Origin of the sequence: Sodalis sp. RH21, from assembly GCF_047324175.1 — a bacterium.
Classification (GTDB): domain Bacteria; phylum Pseudomonadota; class Gammaproteobacteria; order Enterobacterales; family Enterobacteriaceae; genus Acerihabitans.
The window spans coordinates 3,546,871-3,568,400 of sequence record NZ_CP178732.1 but is presented as its reverse complement, the minus strand read 5'-3'; the positions used below and the strand labels follow the sequence as shown (position 1 = coordinate 3,568,400).

15 protein-coding genes are annotated in these 21,530 nt (G+C 60.7%); 11 read left to right on the top strand and 4 right to left on the bottom strand.

Translation table 11 applies throughout. The features are described 5' to 3' along the window. Positions 1-176 precede the first annotated feature (176 nt). From ACL2XP_RS16325 to ACL2XP_RS16285, 9 genes are all read left to right on the top strand, one after another. Entirely contained in the window at positions 177-1,472 is a 1,296-nt protein-coding gene (locus tag ACL2XP_RS16325) for an MFS transporter (RefSeq protein ID WP_413733899.1), read from the top strand. Positions 1,473-1,520: 48 nt separating this feature from the next. Beyond that, a complete protein-coding gene (locus tag ACL2XP_RS16320; protein ID WP_413733898.1) occupies positions 1,521-2,534 on the top strand; it encodes a 4-hydroxythreonine-4-phosphate dehydrogenase PdxA in 1,014 nt (337 codons plus the stop codon). A gap of 2 nt (positions 2,535-2,536) precedes the next feature. Next, the gene (locus ACL2XP_RS16315) at positions 2,537-3,883 is read left to right on the top strand and encodes an MFS transporter (protein WP_413733897.1); all 1,347 of its coding nucleotides are present in this window, start codon (positions 2,537-2,539) and stop codon (positions 3,881-3,883) included. Further along, positions 3,880-4,821 carry an amidohydrolase family protein gene (locus ACL2XP_RS16310; protein WP_413733896.1) on the top strand — a complete coding sequence of 314 codons (942 nt, stop codon included), beginning with the start codon at positions 3,880-3,882 and terminating at the stop codon, positions 4,819-4,821. Before ACL2XP_RS16315 ends, ACL2XP_RS16310 begins: the two co-directional genes overlap by 4 nt. A 480-nt stretch (positions 4,822-5,301) precedes the next feature. Continuing rightward, a complete protein-coding gene (locus ACL2XP_RS16305; protein ID WP_413733895.1) occupies positions 5,302-6,282 on the top strand; it encodes a sugar ABC transporter substrate-binding protein in 981 nt (326 codons plus the stop codon). 2 nt (positions 6,283-6,284) lie between these two features. Then, a complete protein-coding gene (locus ACL2XP_RS16300; protein WP_413733894.1) occupies positions 6,285-7,778 on the top strand; it encodes a sugar ABC transporter ATP-binding protein in 1,494 nt (497 codons plus the stop codon). Between the two features lie 37 nt (positions 7,779-7,815). Continuing rightward, entirely contained in the window at positions 7,816-8,826 is a 1,011-nt protein-coding gene (locus ACL2XP_RS16295; RefSeq protein WP_413733892.1) for an ABC transporter permease, read from the top strand. Positions 8,827-8,836: 10 nt separating this feature from the next. Next, the gene (locus ACL2XP_RS16290; protein WP_413733890.1) at positions 8,837-10,960 is read left to right on the top strand and encodes a N,N-dimethylformamidase beta subunit family domain-containing protein; all 2,124 of its coding nucleotides are present in this window, start codon (positions 8,837-8,839) and stop codon (positions 10,958-10,960) included. 25 nt (positions 10,961-10,985) lie between these two features. Continuing rightward, entirely contained in the window at positions 10,986-11,870 is an 885-nt protein-coding gene (locus ACL2XP_RS16285) for a MarR family winged helix-turn-helix transcriptional regulator (RefSeq protein ID WP_413733889.1), read from the top strand. An 18-nt stretch (positions 11,871-11,888) separates the two neighbouring features. Here the strand turns inward: ACL2XP_RS16285 and ACL2XP_RS16280 are convergent, their stop codons facing one another. Further along, complete coding sequence (locus ACL2XP_RS16280) at positions 11,889-12,959, bottom strand: LacI family DNA-binding transcriptional regulator (RefSeq protein ID WP_413733888.1); 1,071 nt, start codon at positions 12,957-12,959, stop codon at positions 11,889-11,891. 136 nt (positions 12,960-13,095) lie between these two features. On the opposite strand from ACL2XP_RS16280, the gene ACL2XP_RS16275 reads away from it, so the two are divergent. Then, a complete protein-coding gene (locus ACL2XP_RS16275) occupies positions 13,096-14,451 on the top strand; it encodes an MFS transporter (RefSeq protein WP_413739189.1) in 1,356 nt (451 codons plus the stop codon). Between the two features lie 21 nt (positions 14,452-14,472). Further along, on the top strand, positions 14,473-16,839 hold the full coding sequence (locus ACL2XP_RS16270; RefSeq protein WP_413733887.1) for a TIM-barrel domain-containing protein: 2,367 nt from the start codon (positions 14,473-14,475) through the stop codon (positions 16,837-16,839). Here the strand turns inward: ACL2XP_RS16270 and ssuD are convergent. The 3 genes from ssuD to ACL2XP_RS16255 all read right to left on the bottom strand — a co-directional run bounded on the left by ssuD (position 16,836) and on the right by ACL2XP_RS16255 (position 21,515). Further along, positions 16,836-17,978, bottom strand: coding sequence for an FMNH2-dependent alkanesulfonate monooxygenase (gene ssuD, locus ACL2XP_RS16265; protein WP_413733886.1), 1,143 nt, complete (start codon positions 17,976-17,978; stop codon positions 16,836-16,838). The two genes, ACL2XP_RS16270 and ssuD, sit on opposite strands and share 4 nt — an antisense overlap. Before the next feature lie 130 nt (positions 17,979-18,108). Beyond that, positions 18,109-19,041 (bottom strand): glycyl-radical enzyme activating protein, encoded by a 933-nt coding sequence (locus ACL2XP_RS16260; protein WP_413733885.1) that lies wholly within the window; start codon positions 19,039-19,041, stop codon positions 18,109-18,111. After that, positions 19,038-21,515 carry a glycyl radical protein gene (locus ACL2XP_RS16255; protein ID WP_413733883.1) on the bottom strand — a complete coding sequence of 826 codons (2,478 nt, stop codon included), beginning with the start codon at positions 21,513-21,515 and terminating at the stop codon, positions 19,038-19,040. Before ACL2XP_RS16255 ends, ACL2XP_RS16260 begins: the two co-directional genes overlap by 4 nt. Positions 21,516-21,530 lie beyond the last annotated feature (15 nt).

The following is a 21,530-nucleotide window of genomic DNA, read 5'->3' as shown; positions in this document are numbered from 1 at the left end:
ATTGAGCTTTTGTTTAGAGAATGAAAATGATGATGCCCAGGCCGGATTAAGTAAAGCGCGCGGGTCGTGTAGGGGCGAACCATCGGCCGCCGGAGCGGCATTAACCAATAATCCCGTGTGCGGGTAAAACGGGGCGGAAATCATTAAAAATTCATAGCGAAAGGATAATTAAAAAAATGTTTTTAAACATCAAAAAAAGCAGCAAAATACTGGCGTTGTTTTGCGCCATGTCGTTTCTAATGTATATAGACAGGGTGAATTTATCCGCGTCGGCTGGATTGATTAAGAACGAACTTGGATTAAATAATACCGAACTGGGCATTATCTTTTCCGCCTTTGCTTATACCTATGCCATTTTCCAGATTATCGGCGGCTGGTTTTGCGATCGCTTCGGCGCGCGCAAGACGCTGATTATCTGCGGCAGTATTTGGGTCGTGGCCACCGTGGCCACCGGTTTCGTGGGCGGTTTTATTTCCCTGTTTTTAGCCCGCCTGCTGCTGGGCGTGGGCGTGGGCGCCGCGCTGCCATCCCAGGCGCGGGCCATCACCTTTTGGTTTAAGCGTGAAAAACGGGGTTTCGTGCAGGGGATCACCCATTCGTTTTCCCGCTTCGGCAACGCGGTTACGCCGCCGCTGATTGCCGCCTTGGTACTGCTGCATTCCTGGCGCTTCGCGTTTATCGCCACCGGCGTGGTGACGCTGGTATGGCTGGCATTGTGGATTTATCATTTCCGCGACGATCCGCGCCAGTCAAAGGGTATTTCCGCCGAAGAATTGGCCGACATGCCGCCGTCGGAAGCCACCGCCAAGCCTAAAATACGCCAGCAGACCCCCTGGGGCGCATTGCTCAAGCGCATGGGACCGACCATGGGAGTCTATTTCTGTTATGGCTGGACGGGCTGGTTATTTTTCACCTGGCTGCCGACGTTCTTTTTACATGGCCGCAACCTCGATTTGAAACAGTCGGCGCTGTTCACCGCGGGCGTGTTTTTATCCGGCGTGGTGGGCAATACGGTAGGGGGCTTGATCAGCGATCGTATCCTTAAACGCACCGGCAGCGTGGTCGCCGCCCGTCGCAATGTCATTATCTTCAGTTTTCTTAGCGCCTTGCTGTTATTAGTTCCGGTGATTTATTCCCAATCATTGCCCATTATCACCATTTGCCTGAGCCTGGCATTCTTTTGCCTGGAATTGACCATCGCGCCTATTTGGGCGGTACCCATGGATATCACGCCAAAATATGTCGGCATAGCCAGCGGTATGATGAATGCGGGGTCGGCCATCGCGGGGATTATTTCACCGATATTGTTTGGGTTGATTATTGATAAAACCGGTAACTGGAGCCTGCCGTTTTATGGCTCGATTGCGTTATTAATCGTCGGTATCGGATTAACCTTTTTTATGCGGCCGGATATTCCATTGCAGGAGGCCGGCCAGGATATTAATGCCAAAACTATTTTGCCCCATGTATGAATTTAACTCCGGTAGATTAACCCGGTAGATTAATAAGAGGAAAAATTTATGGCAACTCCATGTATTGCGTTGGTGCTGGGCGATCCGGCCGGCGTTGGCCCGGAATTGGTGGCCAAGGTCCTGGCGCAGGAAAGTTATCGCCAGCTGGCCAATATTGTCATTATCGCCGATAAGCGGGAATTGGAAAAAGGAATGGCCATCGCCGATTGTCATTTCCCGTATGAAGAAGCCGCGTCGGTGCACGATTACCGCTTTACCCCAGGCGTGCCGGTATTAATCGATCACCGCGGCAGCCACGCGGCGCCTTTTGCGTACGGCGAGGCCACCGCCCAAAGCGGAGTATATATCCTGGAAACCCTGAAAAAAGCGGTGGAGCTGACCCTGGCCGGCGATACCCGGGCGATTTGTTTTGCCCCGCTCAATAAACAAGCGATGCATCTTGGCGGCTTGCAGCATCGCGATGAGCTGCATTGGTTCGCCGAGCAGACCGGTTTTCACGGTTTTGGCTGTGAAGTGAACGTGGTGGATAACCTCTGGGCGGGACGGGTCACCTCGCATATCCCTTTTCGCGATATTGTCGCCAATCTCAGCATCCAGGGCGTCTTCGATACCATTTCACTGATGCAGCGCACGCTGGTCCAGGCCGGTATTTCCCATCCCAAGATCGCCGTACAGGCGCTTAATCCCCATGGCGGCGAGAACGGCCTGTTCGGCGACGAAGAGCGGACCATTATCAAGCCCGCCATGGAACGGGCGCGGGCCGCCGGCATGGAGGTATATGGTCCGTTCCCGGCGGATACCACCTTTAAAGCGGTGGAGACGCAGCGCCTGGACGCGGTGGTCTCCATGTATCACGACCAGTTTGCCACCGCGTTGAAAATGCTGGGTTTTGAACGGGGCGTGACGGTCCAGGGCGGGATACCCATCCCTATCGCCACGGCCAATCACGGTACGGCGTATAACCTGTACGGACAAAACGCCGCCTCGTCCTCGGCGTTTGAAAACGCCCTGAAGCTGACGGTAAGAATGGCCGCGGGCGCCGATCCAGCGGCGAGGAGCTAGCCATGAAACAGGATACTTCAACCGGGCCGGCCGCTCAGCCGGCAACGCGTCTGGATGCTTCGCCGTCCCCGCCGGCCGCGGCGATTGCCGCGCGGCCGACCCGGGTACGCTGGTTTATTTTCAGCATCATTTTTTTATTAGTGGTGATTAACCTGATCGATCGGGTCTCCCTTTCCATCGGCATGCCGACCATCGCCCGTGAATTTCAATTATCGCCTACCATGCAGGGCATGATCCTCAGCAGCTTTTTCTGGGCGTATGCGTTATTGCAAATTCCGGGCGGCTGGCTGATTGACCGCTTTGGGCCGCGCAAAATCATTACCGGCTCGACGCTATTGTGGGGTCTGTTTCAGGCGGCGGCGGCGCTGGCCACCGGCGGCATATCGCTATTATTGAGCCGGATGGCGCTGGGGGCGGCGGAAGCGCCGCTGTTTCCCGCCGGCGGCAAGCTCAACTCGCTGTGGTTATCTTCCAAAGAACGCGGGCGCGGCGCGGTGATCATGGATTGCGGCGGTCCGCTGGGGGCGGCCCTGGGCGGGATTATCATCGCCCATATGATCGCCATGCTGGGATCATGGCGCCTGGTGTTCGCCATCGCCGGCGGCGTGACCATCCTGCTGGGCTGGCTGTCGTGGTATTACTTGCGCGATAATCCCGCCCGGCACCCGCAGGTCAATCAAGGGGAGTTGGCCGCCATCACCGAAGCCGCCGCCCACGACGCCGGCGACGCGCCGGATACCCCCGGCCTGGGCATTGCGCCGCGTTGGTTAATCGCGATGCTGGTAGGGCGCGCGGCATGGGCAATGATGTTTTTCGGCTTATTGACCTGGGGACCCAGCTATCTGGCGCAGGGCCGGGGTTTTGATTTGATCGCCATCGGCAATGCGACGTTTATTATTTTTATTTGCGGCGCGCTGGGGTCGCTTTCCGGCGGCTTTTTACTCGATGCCCTGGTGAAAGCCGGCGTGCGCCACAGCGTCGCCCTGAAATCCCTGCTTTCCCTGTCCGGCGCCATTACGCTGGCGGCCTTTATGGCGCTGCCGTACCTGACCAGTTCCTATATGGCCGTGGTGTTTTTGTCCATCGCCGCCTGCTTTTTAATGTGGGGCAGTTTGTACTGGAGCCTGCCCGTCCTCCTGGTGGCCAAACAACACGTCGGGGTCGTGGGCGGGATTATGAATATGGCCGGCAGCCTGGGGGGGATTATGGTTCCGATCCTGGTGGGCGTTATTTTGCAAAAAACCGGCAGCTACGGCGGGGTGCTGCTGTTTTTTGCCGCCTGTTCCGCGGTCTATATTTTGGGGACCTGTTTAATCAAACTGAATGTGAAAACAGGAGTACGCTCATGAACGACGCACTGTACGCAGGGCCGGTGGTGGATGCGCATCACCACTTCTGGCAGCCGGCGATCAACCCGCATCCGTGGCTGGCGCCTGAGGCGATGATTCCGTTTCGCTACGGTGATTACAGCGCCATTAAGCGGGAATATTTGCCGCCGGATTATTTCGCCGACGCCGCGGGGCACAATATCGTCGAGACGGTGTATATCGATGCCGAATGGGAACCCGGGCAACCGCTGGAGGAGACCCGCTATATCCACCAGGTGGCGCAGACCTACGGCTTTCCCAACGCCGTGGTGGCCCAGGCATGGCTGGATGCCGACGACGCGGCCGAATTGCTGGCCCGGCAGGCGTCGTTTGCGCTGGTGCGCAGCGTCAGGCATAAACCCGGCGGCGCCGCGTCTCCCGACGCCGCCAGGCAGGGGGAACGAACCTTGATGAGCCAGGATCGCTGGCGCCGGGGTTATGCGCAACTGGAGAAATACGGCCTGCATTTCGATTTACAGACCCCATGGTGGCATCTGGCGGAGGCGGGAAGGCTGGCTCGGGATTTTCCCGGCACGCTGATTATTCTTAATCATACGGGGTTACCGAGCGATCGCAGCCCGGAAGGACTGGCCGCATGGCATAGCGCCATGGGGCAATTGGCGGACGAACCCAATGTGGTGGTGAAAATCTCCGGGATCGGCCTGGCCGGACGCCCATGGTCGGTTGACGATAATCGCTGGATCGTGCGCGAAACCATCGCGATGTTCGGCGCGAAGCGGGCGATGTTCGCCAGCAATTTCCCGGTGGACAGCCTGTGCGGCAGTTTTGATACCATTTTCAGCGGGTTTAAACGCATAGTCAGCGATATGGCGCCGGAAGACCAGCATTGCTTATTCTGCGCCAACGCGCGCCGTTATTACCGCACCCAGGCCGGCGGCGGCCCCGCGGGCACGGCGTAATATGCTCTCCCGCCCGGCGGGAGAAAGCCGCTCGTTGCTGTGCTTGGCCCTTCCCATTCCCCCGGCGCGCCGCAAACAGCCATATGAAATTAATGTGACCGCCCCAGGATCGCTAGCGCGCGATCCCGTCCCCTGCGCCGCCCGCGAAGACCGTTGCCGCGCGGGGGAGCGCCGCCTTTTACTGTGATAGAACGTATGACATCTAAAAATCTTATGGATATCGGTTGGCAATGGACGTGGCCACGGGCATAACCCAACGCCGCATGGCGATATAAAGCGATAATATGATTTTAATCAGCATGTAATTCCGGTTATTGATAATTATTAAGATTATTTATCTATTATGGCCTGGACCGACTGGCAAAGGAGCGGTTATTTATCATGCTATTTACATGCTACACGTTCTAGTTTAGTTTTGTGGCTAACGCAACGGGCAAAAGACCTGCGGCGAATAACCCACGGACTTTATGGAGCACCGCTATGACCCCATTATTTAACCATCGCGCACTATTACTGTCGGCGGGTGCACTGGCCCTTGGCATCACGCTCAGCCCGGCCACCCGGGCGGCGGGGACGTCCTGCGAAAAAACCTACACCATCGGTTTCAGCCACCCGGTCGGCGAGTCGCAGTTTGCCATTGCGCTAAAGAAAAAAGTACAGGCGGCCGGCGTAAAAAACGGCTGCGTGAAGGTCCTGCTCGATAACACCCACCAGAGTAACCTGGAGTCGCAGCGCGCCACCCTTGAAAGCTGGGTGACGCGCCGGGTGGACGCCATCGTGGTGCTGCCGGTGGAAGCCACCGCGCTGGACGGTTTGCGAATCCAGGCGCAGAAAAAAGGCATGAAATGGCTGACCTATGCCGGCGCCACCCCGGGTTCGGACGGGTCGGTCGGTTTTGATAACGCGCAAAGCGGAGATCTGGTGGCTAAAGATGCGCTGGCCTGGGTCAAGGGACGCTATCCCCAAGGCAATATTACCGCCGCCGTGACCACCCTGACGCCGCTCAAAGGGTTTGCCGGCCGCTGGGACCAACCGCTCAAACAGTTCAAGGCGGCCGGGCTGCCGGTGGTGTCCCAGCAGGATTGCGCCACCCAGGCCTGCGGCATGCAAATCGCCGAGGATGCCCTGCGGCAGCATCCCAACCTGCGCGTGTTCATCGGGATTAACGACGATGCCGCCCTCGGCGCGCTGCGGGCCTTCAAAAATGCCGGCATTAAGCCGGATGATGTCTATATCGCCGGCCAGGACGGCACGGTGGAAGGCCTGGAAGCGGTGAAACAAGGGGGGGCTTACCGCGCTTCCGCCGCCATACTGCTGGACGATTTATCGCAGTCCATCATCGACAACTCGCTGGCCGCCATCACCGGCAAGGGGCGCACCAACTATGAGACCGCCGTGGAACTGGGCACCCTGCGCAATCCAACGCGCCTGGATGCGCTGATCGCGCAGTATAAGGACTGATCATGAGTATCGATCTGACCTCGAAGGGGCTGAGTATCCGCGCGCTGCGCAAAGCGTTCGGCGTGCAGGAGGTACTTAAAGGGATAAATCTCGATCTTAAAGCCGGCGAGGTCCATGCCTTGCTGGGCCCTAACGGCGCCGGGAAATCCACCCTGCTGGGCTGCCTGAGCGGCGCCGTTACGCCGGATGCCGGCGAGATCATCATCGGTAATCAGTCTTATCAGCACTTTACCCCCACATCCGCCTTCGAGGCGGGTATGGCGAGTATATACCAGCACTTTCAGCTCATCGGCCCCTTGACGGTCAGCGACAATATTTTCCTGGTTAACGAAATGCGCAGCCGGCTCGGCACTATCCGCCAGCGCGAACAGCGGCAGCGCAGCAGTGAAATCCTGGAGTCGCTGGGGGTCGATGTCGATCCCGGCCGGCTGGTGGAGGAGCTCAGCGTAGGCGAACAGCAAACCATCGAGATCGCCCGCGCGCTGCTGAAGGAACCGTCCGTGCTGATCCTGGATGAACCCACCGCGGCCCTCAGCGAACATGAGGTCACCGCGCTGCTTGAGCTGGTTCGCCGGCTGGCGCAGGATCATGGCCTGATCGTGATTTATGTCACCCACCTGCTGCGCGAGGTGCTGGAAGTGGCCGATCGGGTCACGGTGCTGCGCGACGGCAATGTGCTCTGGACCCGGCCGATCGAGGATCTGAGCCTTGAGGATCTGGTGCATGCCATTGCGCCGGAAAGCCAAATCGCCAGCATCGAGCGCGATATCCGCCACCACCCGCCGTTACTGACCCTGGAGCACTATCGATCCGCCTGGACCGGGCCGGTGGACCTGACCCTGCGCGAGGGGGAGATCGTCGGCATCTTCGGCCTGCTCGGTTCGGGGCGCACCGATCTGCTGGAAGGGCTGACCGGGGTGAAACGCAGTAGCGGCCGGGTGTTGCTGCAGGGGCGGGACATCGCCTCTTCTACGCCGCAGAAGGCGCGCAAACAGGGCATCGTGCTGGTCGCTTCCGACCGTAAAGAACAGGGACTGTTCGGCAGCATGAGCGCCCGCGACAACCTGCTGCTGCCCCATTTTTCGACGCTCTCCCGGCCTTGGCGGCGCTTTGGGCGCGAACGGGCCATTTTTGCCGGCGCGGCGCGGCGGATAGGGCTTAAGCCCGCCGATCCGGAGCGCGAAGGCAATAATTTTTCCGGCGGCAATGCGCAAAAACTGATGGTGGGACGCTGGATGACCGGCGTCGATAGCAGCCATATCCTATTGCTTGATGAACCGACCCAGGGCGTGGATATCGGCGCGCGCCAGGATCTCTATGGCCTGATCCGCGATTATGCCGCCCAGCCGGGACATGGGGTGATTTTCGCCTCCAGCGATCCCGAAGAAGTGGTGGCGCTGGCCGATCGGGTTATCGTGCTGGTGGAAGGCAACGTCGCCAGCATCGTGGAACCCGGCATCGGCGAAGAAAAATTGATTGCCCTGGCGCACGGTTAACGGCGCGGGGCCGACTCCTTTTTATGGCGGTAAAATTATGTCCATCTTGATTAAACGCCGGCGCGAAACCGCGTCGGACGCCCATGATACCCGTACCGGCGCGGGTGTGAAGCATATCGGCCTGCTGATAACCCGCTGGATTCTGCCGGTGGCGACGGTGGCCCTGATGGCCTGGTTCTCCACCCGGACACCGGTTTTTTTCACCGTGGATAATTTGCTGGCGATCGCCACGCAAAATGCGCCGACGTTTATTGTCGCCTCGGTGTTCGCCATGCTGATGATGGCGGGATATGTCGACCTTTCCGTGGGTTCGGTGCTGGCGCTGGTGGGCGTATGCGCCGGACTGGCGCTTAATAGCTGGGGGCTGGTTCCCGGGATTATCGTCGGGCTGGCGGTTGGCGCGGCCGCCGGCACCCTAAACGGCGTACTGATTGGCATGCTGTCGTTCTCTCCCATCGTCGTCACGCTTGGCGGCCTGGCGGCGGCCCGCGGCCTGGCGCAATATTTCGGCCAGGGATCGATTTACGGTTTTCCCGATGCGTTCGCCAATTTCGGCTCCGCCGCCACCTTTGGCCTGCCCAACCTGGTGATTGTCGCCGCCCTGTTGGGGATCGCGTGCATTATCGCCACCAGCTGTTTCCCTATTGGCCGCCAGATCATCGCCATCGGCGTCAATCCGCGCGCGGCTTTCCTGATTGGCATCCGGGTGCGGCTGGTGGTTACCGCGCTCTATATCCTCACCGGGCTGGCGGTCGGCATTGCCGGCCTGCTGCAAATCGCCCGTCTTAACAGCGCTCCATCGGGCACGCTGGGCGACGGTTTCGAGGTGATTATCCTCACCGCCGTGCTGCTGGGCGGCGTGCCTTTTACCGGCGGCAAAGGCAGTATCTGGCGGGTGCTGGTGGGCGTCTGGCTGATCGGCACGCTGCGCAATGGCCTGATTTTGCTGGACATCGGCACCGAACTGAGCGGCATTATCACCGGGGGCGTCCTGGTCATGGCGGCGGCCCTGGAAGCCGCGCGTTACTTCATCCACAAGACAAAATAAGGAGCGGATCATGTTGATAGGGTATTTATCCGCGCTCGGTTGCCGCGCGGGCGAGTCGGTGGACGTCATGGTCAGCAGCAGCATTGCGCGGGTAACGCTTGATCTGGTGCGTCTGATTCACGGCGATGACAATCCGGCCGGGCCGGGTTTTCTCTATGAGGAGGTGGCGGAGGTTCCCGCCCGGGAAATCGCGGCGCAGGAGCGCGATACCCCGATCGGTTCCTATGCCCGCAGCCAGCGGGAGATAACGCTCGGCGCCACGCTGGGCCTCAGCGTGGACCTCTGGCCGACGCTGTCCGCCAACGGCGCGCGGCAAACCGCCGTCGGCCTGCCCGGCGTGGATTTTAGCGTCGCGCTCACCCCGGAAGGCCGCCTGGGACTGTACCACCGGCAGCGGTTGATCGTAAGCACGGATCGGCCGGTATTGAACCGGCATTGGTATCACGTGGAAGCCGAGGTGTCGCCGCAACGGTCGTTATTAACCGTACGGCAGGCGGGACAGCCCGCCCGGGCCGCGATTGGCCCAGGGGTGGTATTGCGCGGCGACAGCCCCATCCTGCTGGCGGCGGGGCATATCGACACCCAGGGCGGCCAGCATTTTCCCCGCGCGCGCTATAACGGCAAAATCGCGCGCCCCGTCCTGGCCATTGACGGCGCGCTGGCCGCCCAATGGGCCTTTGAACAACAGATGGGCACCCAGCGGGTGCCGGATAACCGCGGCGGCTATCATCTGGATCTGATCAATGCCCCCACCCGGGCGATGACCGGGCCCGGCTGGAATAACGCGGTGCATGATTGGAAACAGGACCCGGCCCAATACGACGCCATCCATTTCCACGATGATGACCTGGCGGACGCCTGCTGGCCGGTAAGCACCCGGATGCAGGTGCCGCCGGGGCTGCCGAGCGGGGTTTATGCGCTGCGCCTGCGGGCCGCCGGCGAGGCGGATGATTACATTCCATTAATGGTGCGGCCGGCGCCGGAGGCGCCCACGGCCGATATCGTCCTGGTGATGGCCACCTATACCTACCTGGCGTATGCCAATGAACACCTGACCGAAGGGGAGTTCGAACAGGGTAGTGAAATACCGGTGCAGACCGGGGATTGGGAAGATCTGGTGGCGCTGCATCAGGAATGGGGGAAAAGCCATTATGATTTGCATAACGACGGCTCCGGCGTGGCGTACTCCAGCGCCCTGCGCCCGATCCCCAATATGCGCCCCAACTACCGCTTTTGGGGGTTCCATGCGCCGCGCCGCTTTTCCGCCGATCTGTATATGGTGTGGTTCCTGACTAAACTGGGCGCGCCCTTCGATGTGCTGACCGAGCACGACCTGCACCAGGAGAGCGGCAGCGTGCTCGCCCCTTACCAGACGGTGATTACCGGCAGCCATCCGGAGTATTACAGCGGCGATATGCTTGATGCTTATGAGCGCCATGTCGCCGGCGGCGGCGGCCTGATGTACCTGGGCGGCGACGGTTTTTACTGGGTCACCACGCCGTTTGCCGATCTGCCCCATGTGCTGGAAGTGCGTAAATCGGAAGGCCTGCGCCATTGGGACGCCGACCCCGGCGAGCGCTATCACGCCAGCACCGGCGAGTTGGGCGGCATTTGGCGCAGCCGCGGCCGCAGCCCCCATCGCCTGTTCGGCATCGGCATGGGCGGACACGGCTGGGATAATAAAGCGCCCGGCTACCGGCGTTCCCCGCGCTCTTACCAGGCCGATGCGGCGTGGGTGTTCGACGGGATTACCGACGATGTAATCGGCGACTTCGGGCTGATTATGAACGGCACCAGCGGCGATGAAATCGACCGCGTCGATTACCATCACGGCACGCCGGCGCATACCATTATCCTGGCGTCATCGGAGCAGCATAGCGAGTGGTATGTGCCGGTGCCCGAGGATGTGACCACGGTATCTAACACCTTAAATGCACGTTATAATCGCGACGTCCGATCGGATATGGTTCTGGTCGAACATCCCGGCGGCGGCGCGGTATTTTCGGTGGGGTCGATCATTTTCACCGGGGCCGTACCGGTCAACCAGGGGGACAATAATGTCGCGCGTCTGCTGAGCAACGTGATTAACAACTTTACCGCCAGGGGAGAAAACCGATCGGGCAAGCAGAGGTGAGGGCGGCGCTGCCGTCGCCCCAATCATGAGTCATTTCCAGCCTGCGATTATCACGACCTCGGGTTTCGCCCTGTCGGCGGCCGAGCAGACGAGCACGGCATTATGGCGCAATACCATCGATAACCGGTTTACCCAGCCGCAGTTTCTGGCGCTCAGCGGTTTGTTTCACAAGCCGGGCATCGGGCATTATGAGCTGGCGGATCGGGTAGGGATCGATCGCGCCACCATCGGCCCCATCCTGACGCGGTTAATGGAGCAAAATCTGCTGGAGCGGCGCAAGGACCCCCGTGATTCCCGGCGCTCGGTGCTGACCCTGCTGCCGCAGGCGGTGGTCATCCTCGAAGAGATGGTGGCGCAGGTAGAAGAGGTGAATCGCCAGCTTATGGCGCCGCTCGGCCATGCCGAACAGGCGGCGCTGGTGCAGAGCTGGGCGCTGCTGGGCGACGATCTGGCGGTAAAAGATCGGGGCGGGGAGGAGGCCGCGGACGCAGCGGCCATCCGGCCCCTGAGCCATTATCCCTGGTATTTCCTGCGCCAGGCCTGCCGCAACTATCGGCGCTTATGGCGCGAGCGGGTGGATGAGAATATCAGCGCGTCGCTGTTCGCCCTGATGGATGCGGTCGCCACCCAGCCGCATATCGATATCCGCGGCGCGGCGCTGCGGGCTTCCATCGAGGAGAGCAATGCGGTGCGCATGGTGATGCGCCTGGTGCGCACCCGGATTATGCGCGACCCGCGCGACCCCCAGGATGCCCGCCGCTCGCTATTGTCGCTGACCGATTCCGGCGAGCAGCTCTACGCGGATCTGAGCGCGCGGGTGCCGCGCGTGCAGGCCGCGCTTACCCAGCGCCTGCCGCCTCTGGCGGTGGATGAATTTCATCGCCTGACGCGCCTGGTCGCGCGGTTATAGCAGCGCGGTTATGGCAGCTTAGTCGTACAACCCCTCCCGCTGCACGGCGGAATGGTTTTTGTTGTCGCGGATGCGGCGTACTGAATCCCTGATCATCAGCGTACCGTTAAGCAAGAGGTTCCCCACCGGGCCGTCCGGGCACAAAAGCCGCTGCTGGAGCATTCTGACGGCTTCTTTCCCCAATTCGTCGCGGGGAACATGCACCGAGGTCAGCGGAATATCATGGATAGTAGCCAAATTAAACCCATCCATGCTCATGACCGATACGTCCTGGGGCACGCGTAAACCGGCCTGCCGCAAGGCATTGACCGCGCCCACCGCCATAAAATCCCCGCCGGCCAGGATGGCGCTCGGCCGCTCGCCCGGGGGGCAGCGGCGCATAAATTCCCCGAGCATCCGTTCCGATTCGGCGGTGCCGAACCCCTGCGCGATAAGCTGATGGCGTTCTTCGCTAAATACCAGATTGCGGGCATGCCACGCGGCGCGTACGCCATTCATCCGCAGTTCCATGGTGTAGCGCCGCAGGCAATGCAGCGTCAGGATATTGCGATGCCCCTGTTCGAACAGGTAATTGGCGGAAAATTCGCCGATAAGCTGGTGATGCGGTGAAATCGACGGCAGTCGCATACCGCGGTCATAACAATTGATCAATATGCAGGGTTTATGCAACTCCGCCGCCAGGGTATGGATATCGGCATCATCGATGCCGATAATCAGCGCGGCCTCCCCGTCGGGCTGGTTCATCTTTTCCAGAAACAGCGCGGCATCGCTGTCGTTCTCCTCCAGCCCATAATAGCGCAGCCGGACGTCATGCTGCGCCAGCGCCTGGCTGATTCCCTGGATGACCTTGTAATAAAAGATATCGGTACGCACGTCAAACGCCCGCGGCGGGGCGAAGACCTGCAAACTATTCAACAACAGCCGGCCGCTGGACAGGTCGTCCATCACGCCTTTTTCACGGGCGGCCTGCAATACCAGGGTGCGCGCCGCGATGCTGGTATTGGATTTACCCGCCAGCACCCGGGAAACGGTACTGATGGAAAGGCCGGTTTCGCGGGCTATGGCGGTGATTTTTAACTTTCCTTTCATTCTGTGATCGCCGTCATATTCGTCTATGACAAAGTTTTCATAAGGCCTTTGTGCCCGCTGGTTGCGCTGGATCGAGGGATAACATCGATAACCGACTATTACATGAAAACTTTTGCAAAAAATTGCATAGACCCGCATTTTTCACTCTTTTACTGTCGGGAAAAGGTCACGGAACGCAGGGGAAATCATGAATTTCAATAGCCATGCCAAAGCGGCGTCTATTACGGGTAAACGCGTGGTGAAAAACCTGCGCTGGTGGATGCTGGCCCTGTTTTTGCTGGGGGTCACGGTTAACTACATTACGCGTAACGCGCTGGGGATACTGGCGCCCGAGTTAAAAAACAGCCTCCATATGACCACCGAACAGTATTCTTGGATCATCGCCGCATTCCAGTTGGCCTATACGGTGTTCCAGCCGTTTTGCGGCTGGCTGATCGATGTGATTGGCCTGAAAATGGGCTTTTTGATTTGCGCGGCGATCTGGTCGTTGATGTGTCTGCTGCACGCGGGGGCGAGCAGTTGGCTGCAATTGGCCATTCTGCGCTTTTTTATGGGCGCGTCCGAAGCGGCGGCCACGCCCGCCAACGCCAAGGCGATCGGCGACTGGTTCCCGAAAAAAGAGCGTCCGGTGGCGGCGGGCTGGGCCGGGGTCGGGTTTTCATTGGGCGCGATGCTGGCGCCGCCGATTATTTATATCGCCCACGCTTCCCTGGGCTGGCATGGCGCGTTTTTACTCGCCGGCGGACTGGGTTTGCTGTGGGCTGGATTGTGGTGGTGGCTTTACCATACGCCGCAGACCCATCCCAACCTGGGCGACGATGAACGCGACTTTATCGGCCAGGACAACGATAGCGTATTCGTCAAGCAGTCCTTCTGGCAATCGCTGAAAATCATCTCGAAAACCAAACGGTTCTACGGCATCGCCATCCCGGCGTTCCTGGCGGAGCCCGCGTGGGGGGTGCTGAGTTTTTGGGTGCCGCTTTATTTGGCCAACGATCGCGGCATGGATCTCAAACAAATCGTCATGTTTGCCTGGATGCCGTTTCTCGCCGCCGATCTGGGCAGTATCGCCAGCGGATACCTCACGCGCATCTATATCCGCTGGTTTGGGTGCACGCGGGTTAATTCCATCGTCGCCAGCTCCATCACCGGCGCCTTCCTGATGTTGTCGCTGGCGTTAATGACGCTGGTGCAAACCCCCTGGCTGGCCATCTTGCTGATTTCCATCGGCGGCTTCGGCCATCAGGTGATCTCCTGCATGCTCAGCGCGCTGGTGGTGGAAACCTTTGAAAAAGGACAGATGGCGACGGTAAACGGCATGCGCGGTTCGTGCGCCTGGATCGCCAGTTTTATATTCTCGTTAATCATCGGCGTCACCGCCGATACCATCGGTTTTAAACCGCTGTTTATCGCCATGGGATTTTTTGACCTGATTGGCGCTATTTTCCTGGTGATGTTTATTGCACAACGGCGCGATCGCTCGCCGGCGTGACGGATAGGGAGTTACCACGCTATGAAAACCTTGAAAAATTGGACCTTCAGCCAGCAAACCGAGCGCTTTGTCGAGCTCGAGGTGGATGGGCTGCATTTATTCCGCCTGTATGTGCTGGAAAATAGCCTGTTCCGCGTATTGATTAAACGCCATGGGGCGCTGGCGCTCGATCGCACCTGGAGTATCGCGCCGCGGCAGGATGTACCTTGGGAGGGGCGCGATCGCGAGTACGTGGATGATTTTAGCTTGCCGGCTTATGAACTCGAACATGACGCCGCCGGGCTGCGTATGAGTACCGATACGCTTAGGGTAACGGTGCATCGGCCGCTGTGGCTGGAATGGGAGTTCCGTTCGCCGGAACATGGCTGGCTGCCGCTGGCCGGCGACCGCCCCACCGGCGCTTATCTGCTTAATGCCCACGGCGACGGAATCGAACATTACCAGCGCAGGAACGACGGGGAACGTTATTATGGCCTGGGAGAAAAAAGCGGCGATCTCAACCGCGCCGGCAAGCGGTTCGAAATGCGCAATCTTGATGCGATGGGCTATAACGCCGCCGCTACCGATCCGCTGTATAAACATATTCCCTTCACCATCACGCAGCGCAGCGCCGCCAGTTTTGGCCTGTTTTACGATAATCTCAGCACCAGCTGGTTCGATTTAGGCAACGAACTGGATAATTATCATCCGGCCTATCGGCGTTACCGCGCCGAGGCGGGGGATCTGGATTATTACCTGCTCCTGGGGCCGCGGGTGCTGGATGTCACCAAAGCCATGGTGCGCCTGACCGGTAAAACGCTGTTTGGCCCCAAATGGAGCCTCGGCTACAGCGGATCGACCATGCATTACACCGACGCCCCGGATGCGCAGCAACAGTTGCTGAAATTTATCGCTTTATGCCGGGAACACGCCATCCCCTGCGATTCGTTCCAGCTCTCTTCCGGCTATACGTCAATTAATGACAAACGGTATGTCTTCAATTGGAACCATGACAAATTCCCGCAGCCGCAGGTAATGACCCGGGCGTTTCACCAGGCCGGGCTGAAGCTGGCCGCCAATATCAAACCCTGCCTGCTGCAAGATCATCCACAATACGCACAGGCGGCGGCGCAGGGGCTGTTTATCCGCGACTCGCAGGAAACCGGGCCGGCGCGGTCGGTGTTTTGGGACGACGAGGGGGCCAACCTCGATTTCACCAACCCGCGCGCCGTCGCCTGGTGGCAGCAGCAGGTAACGGAGCAACTGCTGGCCATGGGCATCGATGCCACCTGGAATGATAATAACGAGTATGAACTCTGGGACGGGGAAGCCCGCTGCCATGGTTTTGGCCGCGAAATCGCCATCAAGCATATCCGTCCGGTCATGCCGTTGCTGATGATGCGGGCCTCGCTGGAAGCCCAGCAGCGCTTCGCGCCGGCTAAACGGCCGTATTTGATCTCCCGTTCCGGCTGCGCCGGCATGCAGCGCTACGTGCAGACCTGGAGCGGCGATAACCGCACTAGCTGGCAGACGCTGCGGTTCAATACCCGCATGGGGCTGGGCATGAGCCTGTCCGGGTTATATAACGTCGGCCATGACGTAGGGGGATTCTCCGGCGAAAAGCCGGATGCGGAGCTGTTCGCGCGCTGGGTGCAAAACGGCGTGATGCATCCGCGCTTCACCATCCACTCCTGGAACGATGACCATACGGTTAATGAACCCTGGATGTACCCGGCGATCACGCCGGTTATCCGCGCGGCCATACAATTGCGCTACCGGTTGATGCCTTATCTTTATACCCTGTTCTGGCAGGCGTGCAGCGACGATGAGCCCATGCTGCGCCCGACCTTTCTCGATCATGAACAGGATGAGCGCACGTTTGCGGAAAACGACGATTTTATGCTGGGACGCGATGTGCTGGTCGCCAGCGTGGTGGAAGCGGGCGCGCGCCGGCGCCGGGTCTATCTGCCCGATAATCACTGCGGCTGGTATGACTGGCACAGCGGGCAATGGTTCGCCGGCGGTCAGGATATCGAGCTGGACGCGCCCCTGGAACGGCTGCCGATGCTGGTGCGGGCCGGCGCGGCGATTCCGCTGTCCGACTGCTATCAGTGCCACGATAGCGCCCAGGATGACCGCCGCCGGCTGGCCCTGTTTCCCTTATTGGGCGCCGGGCAAAGCGCGGGCCTGCTCTATGAGGACGACGGCGAAAGCCACGGCTGGCGCAATGGGCACGCGCTCTGGCTCGATTGGGAAATGCAAAGCGACGCGCGCCGCATCGATCTGCGTATCGAACAGCGCGGTGATTACCGGCCGGCCTGGCGCGAACTGGCGCTGCAACTGCCGGCCGGCGAGGCGCGGTTGCTGTATGTCAATGGGGAGCGGACCGCGGTTTACCGCCTGGCCTAATGCACTTTGCCGGGGGCGAAGTCATTGGCGATGACTTCTCCCTGCGGGCGGATGGCATCCTGGGCGGCAACGCCGGTATTCGGCGCCGCATCCAGCAGGGGGAACAGCAGTTCCGCCACGCGATAGGCTTCTTCCAGATGGGGATACCCGGAAAGAATAAACGTATCGATGCCCAAGTCCGCATACTCCCGGATACGCGCGGCGACGGTGGGGCCATCGCCCACCAGGGCGGTGCCGGCGCCGGCCCGCACCAGTCCGACCCCGGCCCACAGATTGGGGGCGATCTCCAGGTTGTCGCGGCTGCCGTTATGCAGCGCCGCCATGCGGCTTTGCCCGACTGAGTCGAACCGGGCAAACGACGCCTGCGCCTGGGCGATGGTTTCGTCGTCCACGTGGGCAATCAGCCGGTTGGCGGCCCGCCAGGCTTCTTCGGTCGTTTCGCGCACAATGACATGCAGGCGGATGCCGAAACGGATTTTGCGGCCGAGCGCGGCGGCTTTTTCGCGCACCTGCGCTATTTTCTCCGCGACCTGGGCGGGCGGCTCCCCCCAGGTCAGATACAATTCCACCTGTTCCGCCGCCAGGTCCTGCGCCGCATCCGACGAACCGCCGAAATAGAGCGGCGGACGGGGCTGCTGTACGGGGGGAAACATCAGGCGCGCCCCTTTGACCTGCAAATGTTTACCGCTGAAATCCACGGTCTCGCCTTCGAGCACCCGGCGCCAGATATGGGTGAATTCCGCCGCCGCCTCATAACGCTGGGCGTGATCGAGGAATACCCCCTCGGCGGCCAGCTCGTCGGGGTTGCCGCCGGTCACCAGGTTAAACAGCGCCCGCCCCTGGGAGAGCCGGTCGAGAGTGGCCGCCTGCCGGGCCGCCAGGGTCGGCGAAATCACGCCCGGACGCAGGGCCACCAGGAATTTCAGGCGCTGCGTTACCGGGATTAACGACGCCGCCACCAGCCATGAGTCTTCGCAGGAACGGCCGGTGGGGATCAGCACGCCGCCGTATCCCAGCCGCTCCGCCGCCTGGGCGATTTGCTGTAAATAACCGTGATCGACTTTGCGCGCGCCCTGCGCGCTGCCAAGATAGCGCCCGTCGCCGTGGGTCGGCAGAAACCAGAAAAGATGAAGGCCCATAGGTGATTCCTCGTGGCGGTTACAGCGTGGCTATCAGCCCATGATGGCGAACGGACGCCGGCTTACCAACTGATATTTCCGGCATTCCAAATGCGCGGCGCGGGTAAGCTGGTGAGGTATGGCGGCAGCCTTACGCGCCGGGGGGACCGTAGCGATCCCCGCAGCGCCGCCGGGCCAGGTCGATCGCCGCGCCGGCGTCCGCGGGATCGAGCCGGGCGTCCCCCAGCGGATATTCCCGTCCCAGCAGGCGATACTTGTCCCGCCCCAGCCGGTGATAGGGCAGGATTTCATAACGCACCCCCGCCAGGGGGGTGATAAAATCGACGATGCGATCGATCTCCTCCCGGCGGTGGTTAAAGCCCGGGATTAACGGGGTGCGCACCAGAATCGGCAACGCGGGGAACTCGCGCCGCAGCCGCGCCAGATTCTCCAGCACCCGGCGGTTGGAGCGGCCGGTGAACGCGCGGTGTTTGGCGTCGTCCAGGCTTTTGAGATCGAAATAGATGCCGTCGGTATAACCGGCCAGCGCTTTCAAGGCCTGCCACGGCCCGTAACCGCAGGTCTCCAGCAGGGTATCGATGCGCCGTTTTTTCGCTTCCCGCAGCAGCGCGAGCGCGAACGCCGCCTGCATCAGGGGTTCGCCGCCGCTCAGGGTCAATCCGCCCCGGGAGCGGGCGTAAAACAGGCTGTCGGCCTCGACGATATCCATCACCCGATCGCTGGCCAGCCGATCGCCGAAGGCGTGCAGGGCGCGGGTCGGGCAGGCCGGCACGCAGTCCAGGCAATGGCGGCAGCGATTGGCGTCCAGCCGGATGCGCCCGCCGGCATCATAGTCCAGGCAGCGCTGCGGGCAGCGCCCGGCGCACAGGCCGCAATCGGCGCCCCCGAGACATTTACCGCTATCGACGGCGATTTCCGGCAGCAGGGCCTGGGATTCCGGGTTGCTGCACCACCGGCAGCGCAGCGGGCAGCCCTTGAGGAACACCACCGTGCGGATGCCCCCGCCGTCGTGCAGCGAGTAGCGCTGGATATTGAATACCCATCCGGACGGCGCGTCGTTCACAGCTCGGCGTGGCCGGTGCGGGCGATTAAATCATCCTGCAGGTCCGGCGACAGGTCGGTGAAATAAGCGCTGTAGCCGGCAATCCTGACAATCAGCCCGCGGTAGCGCTCCGGATCGGCCTTGGCCGCCAGCAGGGTTTCCCGGTTAATCACATTGAACTGGATATGCCATAGTTTCAGGTCGCACCAGACTTTGATTAAATCGCACAGTTTGCGGGTACCGGCGTCCCCGGCCACCACCGACGGGGTGAATTTCACATTCAGCAGGCGGGCGGCCCGCTCGCGGAACTGGTAGTTTTTGGTGTGGTAATTGGACAGCAGCACGGCGGTGGGGCCGTGGATATCGCAGCCCTGGGACGCCGAAGACCCGTCCGATAACGGAGTATAGGCCCGGCGGCCGTTGGGGGAGGCATGCACCACTTTGCCGAAAGGCACGTGGGAGGTGAAGGGCACCAGGCGCAAATCGAGGTGCACGCCCAGCGTCCGGGAGTATTGCCGGGTAAACTCCAGGCACAGTTTATCCAATGCCTTGCCGATATCATCGGCATAGGGGTCGTTATTGCCGTATTTCGGCGCGCTTAACAGCAGGGCGCGGATCGCGGGGTGGCGTTCGAAATCGGTCGCCAGCGCCTCGATCAATTGCCCCATGGTCATGCGCCGCTCTTCGTACACCCATTTTTTGATCGCCGCCAGGGAATCGATTACGGTGCCGTAGCCCATAAATTCGAAATACCCTAAATCGATGCCCCCTTCAATCACCGGCTGGTGAATATCCTTGCAGGCGTCCATGGCTAAATCATGCAGGGCGGAGCCCAGCGGCCAGGCAAAATGCCGGGCGCGCAAATCAATAATGATTTTTTGCTGGATAAACGCGTGCTTGAGAAAATTAAGATGCTGCGCGACATACGCCGACCAGAACGTCTCCCAATCGGCAAAATCCCGCGCATCGCCGGTTTCCAGGCCCAGGCGCCCGTCGCCATATTTTTTCATCCGGCCGTTATACAGCGCCATTTCCAGCGCCGCGGGGAAGTTAATATACGCGCAGGGGCTGGTATAGGTGTCGCGATTGGGCATCCGGCACTCGGCGCAGCCGGACACCGCGTAGTCATAGGCCTCGGCGAAACCGGCGCCCTTGGCCAGCAGCAGCGGCACCACTTCCTCGTCGTTGATCAGCTTGGGGAACCCCGCGCCTTCCTTGATGGTTTCCGCCACCTCATACAGGAACCGCTGCGGGGTGCGGCTGTGGATGCGGGCGGCCAAATCCGGGTAGTGCAGCGGGAACTCGCGTTTTGAGCGCAGGAACAAATAGGACAGCGCGTTGGTGGCATCCTGGCCTTCCGGGGTCTGGCCGCCGATGGTGACCGCTTCCCAGTGGGCATAACCTTCATTAAACGCGCCGCCGGTGGGGGAAATATACAAATCGACAAACTGCGCCATCGCCACCCACATGCAGCCCAGCCACTCCAGCGCCTGGTCCTCGGTCAGCGCGCCGCTGGCCAGATCCTGCCGGTAATAGCGGAACAGGTATTGATCCATGCGGCCGTTGGAAATAATGGTGCCGGTTTTTTGTTCCATACGGGAAAACAATTGGGTAAACCACTGGGCCTGGAGCGCCTCGCGGAAATCGCGCGCCGGATGCTCCGGCACCCGGGCGCAGCGCTCGGCGATATCCAGCAGTTCCCGGCGCCGGCGCGGGTCAGGTTCGCGCGCCGCCTGTTCCCGGGCCAGCGCCGCATGGCGGCCGGCCCATAGGATCACCGCATCGGCGCTGAGGATAATAGCCTGGAGAAAGGGCGCTTTTTCCACGTTATCGACGGGATTGAACGGGTCCAGCTGCGCCAATCTGCGCTGCGCATCTTCTTTGATCCCCTTGAAGCCCAGCCTGAGCACTTTGTCGTAATCATGCACCCATTGTATGGATGAGCGGAACGACGAGGTTTCGTTGACGATAAAACGGGAACTCAACGCGTCGGCGGGGTCGTAGGTCAGGCGCAGAGTGTCGCCGGGCAGGGCGCGGGCCAGCTGTTCATGATAGGTTTTCCCTTGCCAGTAGGGGGAAATGTCCCGGTTGATAATGGCGATGTCTTCCGTCCGGACGGTAAACGGCGACTCCACCCGCGCGGGCAGCCGGGCCAGGGCCTCGTCGAGGAAATCGCCGTCGAGCTCCGGATAAAGTATACCGTAGCGGCCCGGCTTGCCGGCCCGGCCGACTATCAGCTGATCGTCGTCGATATAGACCGTAATATGCCCGGCGATGTGGTACATCGCTTTCGCCCAGCGCAAAATCAACAACTCGCCCGCGGTTTCGCGCATCGATTCGGTGAAATAACGCGCCCGCTCGATATCGATGGCCGGTTTATCATGCTGGATGCGCGCCAGCAGCCGCTGCGTGCGATCCTCCGTCCCCGCCGGGGCGGCGGCGGGATGCCACAGCCGCGCTTCCTGGGGCGTAAGTACCAACGTTTCCTGTTCCACGTGGAGCCTGCCTGG